We start from the raw sequence: 15,485 nt of genomic DNA on the forward strand, positions 1-15,485 counted from the left end.
TGATAAATTGTTAAAGAGCAGTTGCGACGCGCTTTAGCGCTCTGTCGCGAGGTGGCGTATATTACGCTTTCCTCTTTCAGAGTCAACCCTGAATTTCAGAATTTTTCTCTTCAACCGAACCGGCTGTTTGTGTGAAGTAATTCACATCTGCCGTGTCGATGGAGGCGCATTATAGGGAGTTCTCGAGCGCCCGCAATAGAAAAATGGCAGAAAAATGACTGACTGCTGCATTCCCCAGCAAAACCCCGCTTTATACCCATTTACACACAGAATTATCCACAGGAGAGCGTCAAACCAGGACCGAAAGCGCCGCGGATCGGCAGCTATATAGAAGGAGAACCATCGGCCTAAAGAGAAAGATAAAAATTCGCGAGCGTTGCGCAAACGTTTTCGTTACAATGCCGCGCTATGACACGGATGCCCGGTTGGGTGCGTTAGGTGAGTTTTTAGGCAAAAACTCACCTAACGCTCTCTGTAATGTTCAAATCCTGGGGATTTAATACCATGCAACAACGTCGTCCAGTCCGCCGCGCTCTGCTCAGTGTTTCTGACAAGGCCGGTATCGTCGAATTCGCGCAGGCGCTTTCCGCTCGTGGTGTCGAGCTGCTGTCCACTGGCGGCACTGCTCGCCTGCTGGCAGATAAAGGCCTGCCGGTAACCGAAGTCTCTGACTACACCGGTTTCCCGGAAATGATGGATGGACGCGTGAAAACCCTGCATCCGAAAGTACACGGCGGCATCCTCGGCCGTCGCGGTCAGGATGACGGCATCATGCAGCAGCACGGGATCGCGCCTATCGATATGGTGGTCGTTAACCTCTATCCGTTTGCCCAGACCGTCGCTCGCGAAGGATGCTCGCTGGAAGACGCGGTGGAAAACATCGATATCGGCGGCCCGACCATGGTCCGCTCCGCGGCGAAGAACCACAAAGACGTCGCCATCGTGGTGAAGAGCAGCGACTACACCGCCATCATTAATGAGATGGATGCCAACGAAGGCTCCCTGACGCTGGACACCCGCTTCGACCTCGCCATTAAAGCCTTCGAACACACCGCCGCGTACGACAGCATGATTGCCAACTACTTCGGCAGCATGGTTCCGGCCTATCATGGCGAAAGCAAAGAAGCCGCTGGCCGCTTCCCACGCACCCTGAATCTGAACTTCATTAAGAAGCAGGATATGCGCTACGGCGAAAACAGCCACCAGCAGGCTGCCTTCTATATAGAAGAGAATGTCAAAGAAGCTTCCGTGGCAACCGCTACCCAGCTGCAGGGCAAAGCGCTCTCCTATAACAACATTGCCGATACCGATGCGGCACTGGAGTGCGTGAAAGAGTTCAACGAACCGGCCTGCGTGATCGTTAAGCACGCTAACCCATGCGGCGTTGCCGTTAGCGACTCGATCCTCGACGCCTACGATCGCGCATACAAAACCGACCCGACCTCCGCGTTCGGCGGCATCATCGCCTTCAACCGCGAACTGGATGCCGACACCGCGCAGGCGATCATCTCTCGCCAGTTTGTCGAGGTGATCATCGCCCCGTCCGCCAGCGAAGAAGCGCTGAAAATCACTGCCGCGAAGCAGAACGTCCGTGTACTGACCTGCGGTCAGTGGGATGCGCGCGTTGCCGGTCTCGATTTCAAACGCGTTAACGGTGGTCTGCTGGTTCAGGACCGCGATCTCGGTATGGTCACCGCGGGTGAACTGCGCGTGGTCAGCAAACGTCAGCCGAGCGAGCAAGAGCTGCGCGATGCGCTGTTCTGCTGGAAAGTGGCGAAATTCGTCAAATCCAACGCCATCGTGTATGCCAAAGACAATATGACCATCGGCATAGGCGCCGGCCAGATGAGCCGCGTCTACTCGGCGAAAATTGCCGGGATTAAAGCCGGTGACGAAGGTCTGGAAGTGAAAGGCTCCGCCATGGCCTCTGACGCCTTCTTCCCATTCCGCGACGGGATTGACGCCGCGGCAGCGGTCGGCATCACCTGCGTTATTCAGCCGGGCGGCTCTATCCGCGACGACGAAGTGATTGCCGCCGCTGACGAACACGGCATCGCCATGATTTTCACCGACATGCGCCACTTCCGCCATTAATTCATGGAGCAGCAGATGAAAGTATTAGTAATCGGCAACGGCGGGCGCGAACACGCCCTGGCCTGGAAAGCGGCCCAATCGCCGCTGGTTGATACCGTCTACGTCGCGCCGGGCAACGCCGGTACCGCGCTGGAGCCGTCGCTGCAAAACGTCGCCATCGGCGTTACCGATATTCCGGCGCTGCTTCGCTTCGCCCAGGATGAAAATATCGACCTGACCATCGTTGGCCCGGAAGCGCCGTTGGTCATTGGCGTGGTTGACGCGTTTCGTGCCGCCGGGCTGGCCATCTTCGGGCCAACCGAAGGCGCTGCGCAGCTGGAAGGTTCGAAGGCCTTCACCAAAGATTTCCTTGCTCGTCATCATATCCCGACGGCGGAATATCAGAACTTCACCGACGTTGAGCCAGCGCTGGCTTATCTGCGCGAGAAAGGCGCGCCGATCGTCATCAAAGCCGACGGTCTGGCGGCGGGTAAAGGCGTTATCGTGGCGATGACCCTCGAGGAAGCCGAAGCGGCGGTCAAAGACATGCTGGCCGGTAACGCTTTCGGCGACGCCGGACACCGCATCGTCATTGAAGAGTTCCTCGATGGCGAAGAGGCCAGCTTTATTGTGATGGTCGACGGCGAGCACGTCCTGCCGATGGCCACCAGCCAGGATCACAAACGCGTCGGCAACGGCGATACCGGCCCGAATACCGGTGGGATGGGCGCTTATTCTCCGGCGCCGGTCGTGACTGATGAAGTCCATCAGCGCACCATGGAGCGGATTATCTGGCCAACCGTGAAGGGCATGGCCGCGGAAGGCAACACCTATACCGGTTTCCTGTATGCCGGTCTGATGATCGACAAGCAGGGCAACCCGAAGGTCATTGAGTTCAACTGCCGCTTTGGCGATCCGGAAACCCAGCCGATCATGCTGCGCATGAAATCCGACCTGGTAGAGCTGTGCCTCGCCGCCTGCGCGGGCAAGCTGGATGAGAAAACCTCCGAGTGGGATGACCGCGCGTCGCTGGGCGTGGTGGTTGCCGCCGGCGGCTATCCGGGCAACTACAACACGGGCGATGAGATCCATGGTCTGCCGCAGCAGGAAGCGGCAGACGGTAAAGTCTTCCACGCCGGCACGAAACTGTCTGACGACCAGCGCGTGATCACCAACGGCGGTCGCGTACTGTGCGTCACCGCCCTGGGCGATACCGTAGCGCAGGCGCAGCAGCGCGCCTATCAGCTGCTGACCGACATTCGCTGGGACGGTAGCTTTAGCCGTAGCGATATCGGCTGGCGCGCCATCGAACGTGAAAAGGCTAACGGCTAAGTTTCGCCAGCAGCGTTTTCCGCGTAATGCCTAACTGACGGGCGGCTTCGGTTTTGTTGCCGCCCGTTTTTTCCAGCGCCGCCAGAATCACCTCTTTCTCCACTTCCACTAACGGCTGAATTCCCCCCTCCTCGCTCCCGCCTGATGGCAGCGGCGTACCGGCGATCGCCAGCGGCAGTTCTCGCTCAGAGATATAGTTTCCGGTCAGTAGCACCACCGCCCGCTCCACCGCGTTTTCCAGCTCGCGAATATTGCCCGGCCAGGGGTAGTGGATCAGCAGGTCCATCGCCTGTGGCGTGAACCCCTTTACCGCCTTACGATTGCGTTCGGCATAGCGTTTGAGAAAGTGCTGCGCCAGCTGCGGAATATCTTCCCGGCGCCGGCGCAGCGGCGGCATCTCAATAGTCACGACGTTCAGGCGGTAATAGAGATCCTGGCGAAAACGCCCGGCGCTGACCTCTTCGGCGAGGTTGCGGTGGGTGGCGGCGATCAGCCGCACATCAACGGCAAGCGTCTGGTTGCTGCCGACACGCTGCACCTCCCGCTCCTGAATCGCCCGCAGTAGCCGGACCTGCATCAATGGCGAGATATCGCCAATTTCATCGAGGAACAGCGTGCCGCCATCCGCTTCGACAAAGCGCCCCTCACGTCGCCGCTCCGCGCCGGTAAACGCCCCTTTTTCATGGCCGAAGAGTTCCGACTCCAGCAGCGACTCATTCAGCGCCGCACAGTTGAGCGTCACCAGCGACTTATCACCGCGCCCGCTGCAGGCGTGGATGGCGCGCGCCACCAGTTCCTTACCGGTTCCCGACTCCCCATGGATCAGCACCGTCGCGTCCGAAGGGGCTACCAGCGTAATTTCGTTAAGAAGCGCCTGCATCGCCGGGCTGTCGCCAATCATGCCCCACCGTAGATCCGTCGCAACGCTGGGGTCGCCCTCGCTATGACGGGTGTGTGCCAGTGCCTGGACTAACGTCTGCTGTAACGTGTCAAAATCCAGCGGTTTAATCAGATAATCCAGCGCCCCGGACTTAATGGCCTCCACCGCCGTATCGACGCTGGAGCACGCCGTCATGATCAGCACCGGGATCGCCGGGTTATAGGCTTTTATCTCTTTTAACGTTGCGATACCGTCCAGCTCCGCCATGCGAATATCGCACAGTACCAGGTCGAAAACCTGATGATGGATCTGCTCCAGCGCCTGCCGGCCGTTGTGGGCTAATGCCACCTGATAGCCCCAGCCGCGCAGCAGCGCCTGCAAGATCGTGCAGTGGCTGATGTCATCATCGACAACCAGAATCTGTACCTTATCGCTGCTCATCTTCCCTCCGTTGAGCATCCAGCGGTAGCCAAAGCGTAAATATCGCTCCAGCCCCCGGCTGACTTTCGGCGCGGATCGTCCCGCCATGTTGTTCGATAATATTCTGCACCACCGCCAGCCCCAGCCCGGTGCCGTCCGCCTTGGTGGTGAAATAAGGAGTGAAGATGGCCTGTAGCTCTTCATCGCTCATCCCCTTACCGCTATCCTTAACGACTATTTTCATACGTCGCCGATCGGCTTCACTTGCCGATACGTGAATGACGCCGTCGCGGCCAATCGCCTGCATCGCGTTCAGGTACAGGTTCAACAGCACCTGGTTCAGGCGGTCGGCATCGGCGTTGATCGTGGAGAGCTCCGGGCGCGGCGTAAATTGCAGCGCGATCCCGCGACTCTGCGCATCCTGGCTAACCAACTGCAATGAGTGGTGGATAAGCGCGTTAATATCCACCGGCTGGTAATTTAAATGCGCGGGCCGGACCAGCTCCAGCAGCTCACTGACCACCCGATTGAGGCGGTCGGCCTCTTTGGCCATCACCTGCGCTAACTGATGTGACTCACCGCCCGGCGGCGTGCGCTCGGCAAAATATTTTGCCAGCCCTTTAATCGACGAGAGCGGATTGCGGATCTCGTGCGCCACGCCTGCCGCCAGATGGCCAAGTGCCAGCAGTTTCTCTTTGCGGGCCATCGCCTCCAGCAGTTGTTTCCGTGAGCGGCGATAGCGGCGGAACCAGAACTGGGCAAGGATCGTTGCCGCTGTCACCAACGCGGCGGCGCCCAGCATGATGGCCATATTCCGCTGCCCCCTGGCCTGCGCGGCATCCAGCTCGCGGCTATCAAAGGCGATAAAAATCACCTGCGGGATACTGGCTTGAGCCAAGGCGCTGTTGCCGCGATTCATCATGCCCATATGGTGGCCGCGGGCCGGATTGAGCGGGCGAAACTGGCGATAGATCTCCATGGCCGGCTGCGGCTCGCTAAGCCGCCGCCAGCGAGCCTGTTCGCCAACCGCCAGCGCACGCATCTGCGCGGGGCTGTAGAGCGTTTGACCCACCTGCTGCGGATCGCTGTGGGCGATGATGGCGCCATTGTCATCAGTCACCGCGAACCACAGGACGCCCGGCTGCCAGGCCATCTCTTCCAGCAGGGCCTGCAGCTGCGCGTGGTGCATCCGCATTCCCATGCCAACGCGCGTGCCGGACTCCAGCGCGCGGATCAGTACGCTCCCCTTCTCCTCGATAGTTTGTCGGGCGGCGGTCGTCTCACGACCGTAGTCGCGGACGATCATCGCGGAGAACAGCACCACCAGCAGCACTACCGTACCGGTCAGCAGCCAGCTCAGCGCGCCAGCGGCAGCGTCCCGGGAAAAAGGTTTGATCTTCATCGGCGAGTCCTTGTCATCTCCTTTTCGCTATCAGCAGGATCTTTCAGCAGAAATCATGCCATGTTTCCGCGCGGCCAAACCTGCTCTCAAACATATCGCCTGCGCTTTAGCGAGTAAAAATGACTCGCCGGTCCCGGGCGGAACGGGTCATTTTTACTCGCTCTTCTCTTTAACGGCCTCGGCAGGCCTGCACGGACGGGCTTTTTCAGGCTGGCATGAAAGATGCAGTACCGAGAGAAACCACACAGGAGAAAATGCCATGAAACGGAACCGTACCTTACCTCTTGCCCTCGTTACCTTTGCCGCGCTGACCTTCGGCAGCAACACGGCCTGGGCCAACCACCACTGGGGCAACAATAACGGGATCGGCAACCAGGGCTACAGCCAGCTGACCCAGGAGCAGCAGGCTACCGCGCAAAAGCTGCATAACGATTACTATGCGCAAACCAGCGCCCTGCGCCAGCAGTTGCAGTCCAAACGCTATGAGTACAATGCGTTGCTCACGGCGCAAAAGCCGGATAGCGGCAAGATTGAAGCCGTCGCTCAGGAGATGGAAGGCTTACGCCAGAAGCTGGATCAGCAGCGGGTGAAATTAGATCTCGCCCTGGCTGAGGCTGGCGTTCCCCGCGGCGCAGGAATGGGATATGGCGGCTGTCGCGGTAGCGGCGGCGGTCATATGGGCATGAATCACTGGTAAAGGTTAGAAGCTTTTTTCCGTCGGCTGCCAGGTGCAGAAGTTTTCATTGGCCACCAGCAGCAGTTGAGAGCCTTCCGGCGCCTCCAGCCAGGCAATGCTCACCGCGGCGGAAGCGTGGCTCTGCCGACGTTCAATGTGCGCCAGAGCCCGACTATCGAGGTCGGGCGTGACCGTCTGCCCTTCACAGGTCAGCACGGTATGCGCGGCGGCGTTCCAGCGTCCCTGACGCAGGACGACCCGTCCCTGGCGGAGGGCGTCGCTGGTCTGGCGGATCTGCTCGGCGCGATAACGGTACAGCGCGACCTGGTCGCTGGAGAGTTGCTGCTTCTGCCCGTCAACTTCCCGCTGCATAAAGCTAAGATCGCCCTGCGCGTCGAAGCGGGCACGAATATGTTCCGGCGGCTTGCCGTAGACATTGAGTTCAATCAGCGTCAGCTGATCGCCCTGCCAGCGATATTCGCTGGTCGAGGTGTCCCCGTGACGCCACGGGCTGAAGGCGGCGAGAAGATGGACTTCATCGCCAGAATCTTTACGCCAGATACGCATCGCCCCCTGGTTGTCCGCATAACCGCTGGCGGTAAATGGTGGTAGCGACGCGTTATGGCTGCAGGCAGTCAGCAACAGGATGCCCGCCAGCGCCAGAGGCCGGCGCCAGACAGACAAAAGGGGCTTAATAGCCCCTTCGATAAAACTGTTCACTGCCACGCGGTCTTACTTAACTGCGTCTTTCAGTGCTTTGCCAGAAACAAATGCCGGCACGTTAGCTGCAGCGATTTTGATCTCTTTACCGGTCTGCGGGTTGCGGCCAGTACGCTCAGCGCGGTGGTTCACTTTGAAGGTACCGAAACCAACCAGTTGAACAGCATCACCTTCTTTCAGAGACTCAGTAATTGCAGCCAAGGTAGATTCCAGGGCAGCTTTAGCCTGTGCTTTGGACAGGTCAGCTTTGTCCGCAATTACATCAATCAGTTGAGTCTTGTTCATAAGTTATCCTTACAATGTGTTTATCGCTTGCTAAGCATCGAGTGCGACGGAAATGCCAAAAAAGCACCCTCCTGCATACACGCACCGATAGCCACTTTTTTTCGCCCTCCAAATGTAGACCAGACGGGGGGCGGAATGGAAGCCTTCAGACGCTACAATTCAGGCGGTAAATCACGTTTTCTGGTCTCACTGCTGAAAATTTATACCAATATTGCTCTCGCCGGCCTCACGCAGGTCCGCGCGCAGGCCTTTTATCAGCTCAAGGTCACGCTCTTCGCAGTCGGCCAGCAGGCGGAAAATTTCCCACTGAATGTCCCATTCCTGCTCTACCGCCGGGTTCGCTTTCAGCTCTTCGTCGGTCATTTCGCGACCTTCCTGGGTCATTTCCAGCATCGCCACGGTGGTGATAGAGGTTTTGCTCACCTCGATCGCGTGCTCGAGCGTTTCGCCGCTCAGACGTGAATGGATCAGTTCGCTCAACGCCACGCAGGCGTCTATGGCCGGATAAACACCGTACAGGTCGAAATCATCTGCCGCCGGGATCGCCTCTTCCAGTTTCTCCAGCTGACTATCGAAATTCACCTTCGCATCTTTGACCGTCAGCGTTTCCCAGATCAGATCCAGGATACGACGGTACAGCTGGCCGTCGCCAAACTCGGTTTGCTTGCAGAACATCGCGTAGTTGGGGTACATACGCTCGCACAGGCAGGCCATAAAAGTGACATGCTGCCAGCTTTCCAGCTTCTCCAGGCGCAGGTGAATCGGGTTTTGTAACATGATGAATTCTCGAAGTCAGAAATTAGGCGCAGTGTACCTGAATCAGCTGTGATTTGCTTGCCAACGCACAAACGACGGACGGCGGGAAGCCACCGCATCGGCCCAGCGCGTCGGTTCGGGCAGACGATAGCCTCGCATGCAGCGTTCGACCCACATTAAAGCGCTGTCCATGCCTACCCGGTGGCCGGTGCTAATAAACAGCGGGTTGCAGCGCACTTTGCTGCGCCAGACCCAGGCCAGTTGCTCATTTTTATCCATCAGCGGGGCCAGCGCACCGGGCTCATCACCCAGGTCGCCGATTTTGCCGCACAGCCGTTTTTTCGCCACCCCGATGGTCGGCACGTCGATCATCAGGCCAAAATGGCTGGCGACGCCCAATCTCCGGGGATGAGAAATGCCGTGGCCGTCAACAAACAACAGGTCCGGTTTTTGCGAAAGCTGCTCCCACGCCGCCAGCAGCGCAGGGGTTTCGCGAAACGAGAGAAAGCCGGGAATATAGGGCATGGAAGTGGCGACGCGCGCCACCTGATACTCCACCAGCTCCAGTTCAGGCCAGGTCAGCAGCACCATCGCAGCCCGGGTGATCTCCCCTTCCTGCTCAAACCCGACATCCGCGCCGCCGATCAACGTCGGTGGGTCACGATCCAGTCGATCCGCGCGCTCTACCGACGCGGCTAACTGTTGCTGCTGGATACGGAGTGCGGCTAAATCCATATGGCTGATCTCCTACTGGTGATAGGGTGCGGAAAGACGATGCACCGCTTCAACAAAGACGCCCGCATGCTCAGGGTCAACGTCCTGATGGATGCCGTGGCCGAGGTTAAAGACGTGGCCTTCCCCCTGACCAAAGCCGGCGAGGATGGTCGCGACTTCTTCTTCAATACGCGCGGGGGGCGCATAGAGCATGGACGGATCCATGTTGCCCTGCAGCGCGACTTTGTCGCCCACGCGACGACGGGCATCGGCAATATCGGTGGTCCAGTCGAGACCCAGCGCGTCACAGCCGGTCTCCGCCATCGCTTCCAGCCACTGACCGCCGCCTTTGGTGAACAGTGTCACCGGCACGCGGCGGCCTTCGTTTTCCCGCAGCAGGCCATCGACGATTTTATGCATATAGTAGAGGGAAAACTGCTGATAGTCGCGACCGGTCAGCACCCCGCCCCAGGTGTCAAAAATCATTACTGACTGCGCGCCGGCTTTGATCTGCGCGTTGAGGTACAGGGTGACGCTCTTCGCCAGTTTATCCAGCAGCGCGTGCAGCGCCTGCGGTTCGGCGTACATCATCTTTTTGATGACGGTGAAAGCCTTACTGCTGCCACCTTCCACCATGTAGGTCGCCAGCGTCCATGGGCTACCGGAAAAACCGATCAGCGGCACTTCGCCTTTCAGTTCACGGCGAATGGTGCGCACGGCATTCATCACGTAGCCCAGTTCCTGCTCGGGATCCGGGACTGGCAGCTTGTCGACGTCGGCTTTGCTTTTCACCGGCGAGGTGAAGCGCGGGCCTTCGCCTGCCTCAAAGTACAGCCCCAGCCCCATGGCGTCCGGGATGGTCAGGATGTCCGAAAAGAGGATCGCCGCGTCCAGCGGATAACGACGCAGCGGCTGGAGCGTCACTTCGCAGGCCAGCTCGGCATTTTTACACAGCGACATAAAGTCGCCCGCTTGCGCACGGGTGGCTTTGTACTCCGGTAAATAGCGGCCCGCCTGGCGCATCATCCACACCGGGGTGACATCAACCGGCTGACGCAGCAGCGCGCGCAGGTAACGATCGTTCTTCAGTTCGGTCATTTTTACATTCCTTTAGCGTTGATACGCCCAGTGTAACATGTCACTCGAACTCTGCCCGACACATCGCGACGGTATCTTCGATAAGCCGGCGCGCCACCGTACCTGGCGGCGGCAGAAGCGGCAGATCGTCATAGCGGTACCAGTCCGCGCTGAGTAACTCTTTTTTATCCACCACGATATCGCCCTCTGCGTAATCCGCCATAAAGGCAGTCATCAGCGACTGGGGGAACGGCCATGGTTGAGAAGTCACGTAGCGCAGATTTTTCACCTTGATACCGCTCTCCTCCATCACCTCACGGGCGACCGCCTGCTCAAGGGTTTCGCCAACCTCGACGAACCCGGCCAGCACGGTGTGTACCCCATTACGATGTCGGGTATGTTGCGCCAGCAGGATCGCATCGTCGCGACGGATAGCGACGATAATGCACGGGGCGATTTGCGGGTAGTAACGTTCACGGCAGTGGCTGCACAGCATCGCCCATTCACTTTTACTGGCATGCATCGGGTGGCCGCAGTAGCCGCAAAATTTATGCGATCGGTAAAATTCGGCAAGCTGGATCCCTCGCCCCGCCAGCTGGAATAGACCCGGATCCTGATCCAGCACCTGGCGTAACGATCCCATGTCATGGCGGCGATCCTGGCGCACCATCCAGACGGGCTCCCCCTGCCATTCGCCAATATGCAGCGCATGCTGGCCGACAAGATCGAAATTAACCGCTTCGCCATGTGGTAATTCTCCACCAGGCAACCATAATTTTTGTTCGTGACTGACAACCCACCAGCCGCGATCTAATTTTTCAATAATACGATCCATATCTATTGCACTACCTTTGCTTCACTGGCATGTTGTTAACATTATATTTACATTTTGGTGAGCAGATTTAAATCAAAACTAGCGGAGTCAATCATGCTAAACCAGCTGGAAAATCTGACGGAGCGCGTTGGCGGTAGTAATGAACTGGTCGATCGCTGGCTACAAGTGCGTAAGCATCTGCTCGTGGCTTACTACAATCTGGTTGGCCTGAAACCGGGCAAAGAGTCGTTTATGCGGCTAAACGAAAAGGCACTGGATGACTTTTGCCAAAGTCTGGTGGATTACCTCTCGTCCGGTCATTTTAGTATTTATGAACGCATTATTGGCGAAATGGAAGGCGATACCCCACTTTTAGCCGCCACCCGGCTTTACCCGCAGCTGGAAGCCAATACCCAGCAGATGATGGACTACTACGATACCTGCCTCGAAAACGCCATTGATCATGATAACTACCTTGAATTTCAGCAGGCGCTGTCGGATATCGGCGAGTCGCTGGAAGCGCGTTTCGCCCTGGAAGATAAACTGATCGCCCTCGCCGTCGCCCATCACCTGAGCGATGAGGTGCGCGATAATATTGCCCCGACCGCTTGAGTTGTGCGCAATTAACGAGTAGTTTACCTCCATTCCCCCTCCCCGGAGGGGATGTCATCTTGTCGGAGTGCTTATTTTCCATGTGAAGGCTACATGGAAAAGGCTGAGACCGTTAATTCGGGATCCGCGGAACCTGATCAGGCTAATACCTGCGAAGGGAACAAGAGTAAACTGCTGTTCGCGTCAGTCCGTCAGGGCCGATCGCATCTGTTACTCCATCCGTCGTCTGACAAGCCATGTCCTTTATATCTGGAATGCGCTATGTCTACTACCAAACTGACCCGTCGTGAGCTACGCGAGCACGCGCAGCGATTTATCGATACGCTGGAAGGCGCTGCTTTTCCTAATTCGCGCCGTATCTACATTCAAGGTTCACAAGCGGATATCCGCGTCCCAATGCGTGAAATCCAGCTCAGCCCGACCCTCGTCGGCGGCGATAACGATAACCCCCATTACGAAGCCAACGAACCGATCCCGGTGTATGACACCTCCGGGCCTTATGGCGACCCGGATATTGGCATTGATGTCCGCCAGGGGCTGGCCAGGCTGCGCCAGCCGTGGATCGACGCACGTAATGACTGCGCCCCGCTCAACGAACGCAGCTCGGCCTATACCAAAGCGCGGCTGGCCGATGACGGCCTCGATGAGCTGCGCTTCAATAGCCAGCTGACGCCAAAACGCGCCGTTGCCGGCAAATGTGTTACCCAACTGCACTACGCCCGCCAGGGGATCGTCACCCCGGAGATGGAGTTCATCGCCATACGCGAAAACATGGGCCGTGAACGTATTCGCAGCGAAGTTCTGCGCCAGCAGCATGCCGGAGAAGGCTTCGGCGCCCGCCTGCCGGAAAACATTACCCCCGAGTTCGTCCGCGATGAAGTGGCCGCCGGGCGCGCCATCATCCCGGCCAATATCAACCACCCGGAGTCTGAGCCGATGATTATCGGGCGCAACTTCCTGGTGAAAGTGAATGCTAATATCGGCAACTCAGCGGTGACCTCCTCCATCGAAGAAGAGGTCGAGAAACTGGTCTGGTCTACCCGCTGGGGCGCCGATACGGTGATGGATCTCTCTACCGGCCGCTATATCCACGAAACCCGCGAGTGGATCCTGCGTAACAGTCCGGTCCCCATCGGCACTGTGCCGATTTACCAGGCACTGGAGAAGGTCAACGGCATCGCCGAGAACCTCACCTGGGAAGTCTTCCGCGATACCCTGCTGGAACAGGCCGAACAGGGAGTCGACTACTTCACCATTCACGCCGGCGTACTGCTGCGCTACGTCCCGATGACCGCGAAGCGTCTGACCGGCATCGTCTCGCGCGGCGGCTCGATCATGGCCAAATGGTGTCTGTCGCACCATCAGGAAAACTTCCTCTACCAGCATTTCCGCGAAATCTGCGAAATCTGCGCCGCCTATGACGTTTCGCTGTCGCTGGGCGATGGCCTGCGCCCCGGCTCCATTCAGGATGCCAACGACGAAGCACAGTTCTCCGAGCTGCGCACCCTCGGCGAGCTGACGAAAATCGCCTGGGAGTATGACGTGCAGGTGATGATCGAAGGTCCCGGCCACGTGCCGATGCAGATGATCCGCCGCAATATGACCGAAGAGCTGGAGCACTGCCACGAAGCGCCGTTCTACACCCTCGGGCCGCTCACCACCGACATTGCGCCGGGCTACGACCATTTCACCTCCGGCATCGGCGCGGCGATGATCGGCTGGTTCGGCTGCGCCATGCTGTGCTATGTCACGCCGAAAGAGCATCTCGGCTTGCCCAACAAAGAGGATGTGAAGCAGGGGTTGATTACCTACAAAATCGCCGCCCACGCCGCTGACCTGGCGAAAGGCCATCCAGGGGCGCAGATCCGCGATAACGCCATGTCGAAGGCGCGCTTCGAATTCCGCTGGGAAGACCAGTTTAACCTCGCGCTGGATCCGTTCACCGCTCGGGCCTATCACGATGAAACCCTGCCGCAGGAATCCGGCAAAGTTGCCCACTTCTGCTCCATGTGCGGTCCGAAATTCTGTTCAATGAAGATCACTCAGGAAGTCCGCGACTACGCCGCCAGGCAGGCCATCGACGCCGGCATGGCCGATATGTCGCATCACTTCCGCGCCCGCGGCGGCGAAATCTACCTGAAACAGGAGGAAGTCTGATGTATCAGCCTGATTTTCCACCCGTCCCGTTTCGTCTCGGGCTCTACCCGGTAGTGGACAGCGTGGCGTGGATTGAACGCCTGCTCGAAGCTGGAGTACGCACCCTTCAGTTACGCATCAAGGACCGACGCGACAGCGAGGTGGAGGATGACGTCATCGCCGCCATCGCCCTTGGCCGCCGCTATCACGCCCGGCTGTTCATTAACGATTACTGGCGACTGGCGATCAAGCACCAGGCCTACGGCGTACATCTCGGACAAGAAGATCTGGAAACCACCGATCTGAGCGCCATCCGCAAAGCCGGGCTACGTCTTGGCGTCTCCACCCATGACGATATGGAGATTGATATCGCCCTGGCGGCGCGTCCCTCTTACATCGCTCTGGGTCACGTCTTCCCGACGCAAACCAAACAGATGCCCTCCGCGCCGCAGGGACTCGAGCAGCTTGCCAGACATATCCAACGCCTGGCGGATTACCCCACCGTGGCGATCGGCGGAATTAGCCTTGAAAAGGCCCCGGCGGTGCTGGCGACCGGCGTCGGCAGCATCGCAGTGGTCAGCGCCATCACCCAGGCGGCGGACTGGCGGGCAGCGACCGACCAGTTGCTGGCGCTGGCAGGAGCGGGCGATGAATGATCACGACTTTATGCGCTATAGCCGCCAGCTGCTGCTGGAGGATATTGCCATCGAGGGTCAGCAGAAGCTGTTAGCCAGCCGGGTGCTGATTATCGGCCTTGGCGGGCTGGGCTCCCCGGCGGCGCTCTATCTGGCCGGGGCTGGCGTCGGGACGCTGACCCTGGCCGATGACGACGCCGTGCATCTCAGCAATCTGCAGCGGCAGATCCTGTTCACCAGCGCGGATATCGATCGGCCAAAAGCCGCGGCGGCAAAGACGCGGCTCAGCCAGCTAAATCCGCAGATCAAACTGGTTGCGCTCCAGCAGCGATTAAGCGGCGAGGCGCTGCGCGCCGAGGTGGCGAAAGCGGACGTGGTGCTGGACTGTACCGATAACATGGTCACCCGCCAGGCGATCAATGCCTCCTGCGTGGCCCTCGACATCCCGTTAGTGACCGCCAGCGCCGTCGGCTTCGGCGGTCAGCTGATGGTGCTCACCCCCCCCTGGACGCAGGGTTGCTATCGCTGCCTGTGGCCGGATAGCGACGAACCGCAGCGCAACTGCCGCACCGCGGGGATCGTCGGTCCGGTGGTCGGCATGATGGGCACGCTGCAGGCGCTGGAGGCCATTAAGCTGCTCAGCGGCATGACGACGCCGCGCAACACTCTGCGGCTGTTCGACGCCCGCACCAGCAACTGGCGTAACCTGGCGCTACAGCGTTCCCGGGACTGCCCGATTTGCGGAGGGCGACATGCAGATCTGGTTTAACGACGAGCCGCTGGCGTGCGCCGACAATCTCAGCGTGAGCGCCCTGCTGACCCAGCTCGAACAGCTGCAGCCGGGCGTCGCGCTGGCGCTCAATCAACACATTCTGCCGCGCGATCGGTGGGAAGATCATCTCTTGCAGGAAGGCGATCGAGTCCTGCTTTTTCAGGTTATCGCTGGAGGCTGA

The 15,485-nt window shown here is 58.9% G+C and carries 16 protein-coding genes and 1 riboswitch; of the genes, 8 read left to right on the forward strand and 8 right to left on the reverse strand.

What is annotated here, in order from left to right:
- Nucleotides 1-504: 504 nt before the first annotated feature.
- Nucleotides 505-2,094 (forward strand): bifunctional phosphoribosylaminoimidazolecarboxamide formyltransferase/IMP cyclohydrolase, encoded by a 1,590-nt coding sequence (gene purH / locus ABLV64_RS05235; protein WP_004206735.1) that lies wholly within the window; start codon nt 505-507, stop codon nt 2,092-2,094.
- A gap of 15 nt (nt 2,095-2,109) precedes the next feature.
- Nucleotides 2,110-3,405: a phosphoribosylamine--glycine ligase gene (purD, locus tag ABLV64_RS05240; protein ID WP_096834000.1), complete on the forward strand. Its 1,296-nt coding sequence runs from the start codon at nt 2,110-2,112 to the stop codon at nt 3,403-3,405.
- Here the strand turns inward: purD and zraR are convergent.
- Nucleotides 3,395-4,726, reverse strand: a complete 1,332-nt coding sequence (gene zraR / locus ABLV64_RS05245) for a sigma-54-dependent response regulator transcription factor ZraR (RefSeq protein ID WP_348843331.1) — start codon at nt 4,724-4,726, stop codon at nt 3,395-3,397. The two genes, purD and zraR, sit on opposite strands and share 11 nt — an antisense overlap.
- A complete protein-coding gene (zraS, locus tag ABLV64_RS05250; protein WP_017901121.1) occupies nt 4,713-6,107 on the reverse strand; it encodes a two-component system sensor histidine kinase ZraS in 1,395 nt (464 codons plus the stop codon). Before zraS ends, zraR begins: the two co-directional genes overlap by 14 nt.
- Nucleotides 6,108-6,366: 259 nt before the next feature.
- Between zraS and zraP the strand changes: the two genes are divergently transcribed.
- Complete coding sequence (gene zraP / locus ABLV64_RS05255) at nt 6,367-6,804, forward strand: zinc resistance sensor/chaperone ZraP (RefSeq protein ID WP_130943210.1); 438 nt, start codon at nt 6,367-6,369, stop codon at nt 6,802-6,804.
- Between the two features lie 3 nt (nt 6,805-6,807).
- On the opposite strand, the gene ABLV64_RS05260 is transcribed toward zraP, so the two are convergent.
- The 6 genes from ABLV64_RS05260 to nudC all read right to left on the reverse strand — a co-directional run bounded on the left by ABLV64_RS05260 (nt 6,808) and on the right by nudC (nt 11,170).
- On the reverse strand, nt 6,808-7,503 hold the full coding sequence (locus ABLV64_RS05260; protein WP_023319466.1) for a DUF1481 domain-containing protein: 696 nt from the start codon (nt 7,501-7,503) through the stop codon (nt 6,808-6,810).
- Between the two features lie 12 nt (nt 7,504-7,515).
- On the reverse strand, nt 7,516-7,788 hold the full coding sequence (gene hupA / locus ABLV64_RS05265; RefSeq protein ID WP_002884342.1) for a nucleoid-associated protein HU-alpha: 273 nt from the start codon (nt 7,786-7,788) through the stop codon (nt 7,516-7,518).
- Between the two features lie 186 nt (nt 7,789-7,974).
- Nucleotides 7,975-8,565 (reverse strand): YjaG family protein, encoded by a 591-nt coding sequence (locus tag ABLV64_RS05270; protein ID WP_004206742.1) that lies wholly within the window; start codon nt 8,563-8,565, stop codon nt 7,975-7,977.
- Nucleotides 8,566-8,607: 42 nt separating this feature from the next.
- On the reverse strand, nt 8,608-9,279 hold the full coding sequence (gene nfi, locus ABLV64_RS05275; RefSeq protein ID WP_004206743.1) for a deoxyribonuclease V: 672 nt from the start codon (nt 9,277-9,279) through the stop codon (nt 8,608-8,610).
- 12 nt (nt 9,280-9,291) lie between these two features.
- Nucleotides 9,292-10,356 carry a uroporphyrinogen decarboxylase gene (hemE, locus tag ABLV64_RS05280; protein WP_004206744.1) on the reverse strand — a complete coding sequence of 355 codons (1,065 nt, stop codon included), beginning with the start codon at nt 10,354-10,356 and terminating at the stop codon, nt 9,292-9,294.
- A 40-nt stretch (nt 10,357-10,396) separates the two neighbouring features.
- Nucleotides 10,397-11,170: an NAD(+) diphosphatase gene (gene nudC / locus ABLV64_RS05285; protein WP_004206745.1), complete on the reverse strand. Its 774-nt coding sequence runs from the start codon at nt 11,168-11,170 to the stop codon at nt 10,397-10,399.
- Nucleotides 11,171-11,263: 93 nt separating this feature from the next.
- Here nudC and ABLV64_RS05290 point away from each other — a divergent pair, with 93 nt between their 5' ends.
- The 5 genes from ABLV64_RS05290 to thiS all read left to right on the forward strand — a co-directional run bounded on the left by ABLV64_RS05290 (nt 11,264) and on the right by thiS (nt 15,485).
- Nucleotides 11,264-11,761 carry an Rsd/AlgQ family anti-sigma factor gene (locus ABLV64_RS05290; RefSeq protein ID WP_004206746.1) on the forward strand — a complete coding sequence of 166 codons (498 nt, stop codon included), beginning with the start codon at nt 11,264-11,266 and terminating at the stop codon, nt 11,759-11,761.
- A 53-nt stretch (nt 11,762-11,814) separates the two neighbouring features.
- Nucleotides 11,815-11,938, forward strand: a riboswitch (TPP riboswitch).
- A gap of 84 nt (nt 11,939-12,022) precedes the next feature.
- A complete protein-coding gene (gene thiC / locus ABLV64_RS05295; protein ID WP_004206747.1) occupies nt 12,023-13,918 on the forward strand; it encodes a phosphomethylpyrimidine synthase ThiC in 1,896 nt (631 codons plus the stop codon).
- Nucleotides 13,918-14,553, forward strand: coding sequence for a thiamine phosphate synthase (thiE, locus tag ABLV64_RS05300; RefSeq protein WP_017901116.1), 636 nt, complete (start codon nt 13,918-13,920; stop codon nt 14,551-14,553). The genes thiC and thiE overlap by 1 nt, the downstream gene beginning before the upstream one ends.
- Complete coding sequence (thiF, locus tag ABLV64_RS05305) at nt 14,546-15,301, forward strand: thiazole biosynthesis adenylyltransferase ThiF (protein WP_100051264.1); 756 nt, start codon at nt 14,546-14,548, stop codon at nt 15,299-15,301. The genes thiE and thiF overlap by 8 nt, the downstream gene beginning before the upstream one ends.
- Nucleotides 15,285-15,485: a sulfur carrier protein ThiS gene (gene thiS / locus ABLV64_RS05310; protein WP_004206750.1), complete on the forward strand. Its 201-nt coding sequence runs from the start codon at nt 15,285-15,287 to the stop codon at nt 15,483-15,485. Before thiF ends, thiS begins: the two co-directional genes overlap by 17 nt.

It is taken from the genome of Klebsiella sp. JB_Kp031 (assembly GCF_040064295.1).
GTDB lineage: Bacteria > Pseudomonadota > Gammaproteobacteria > Enterobacterales > Enterobacteriaceae > Klebsiella > Klebsiella quasipneumoniae.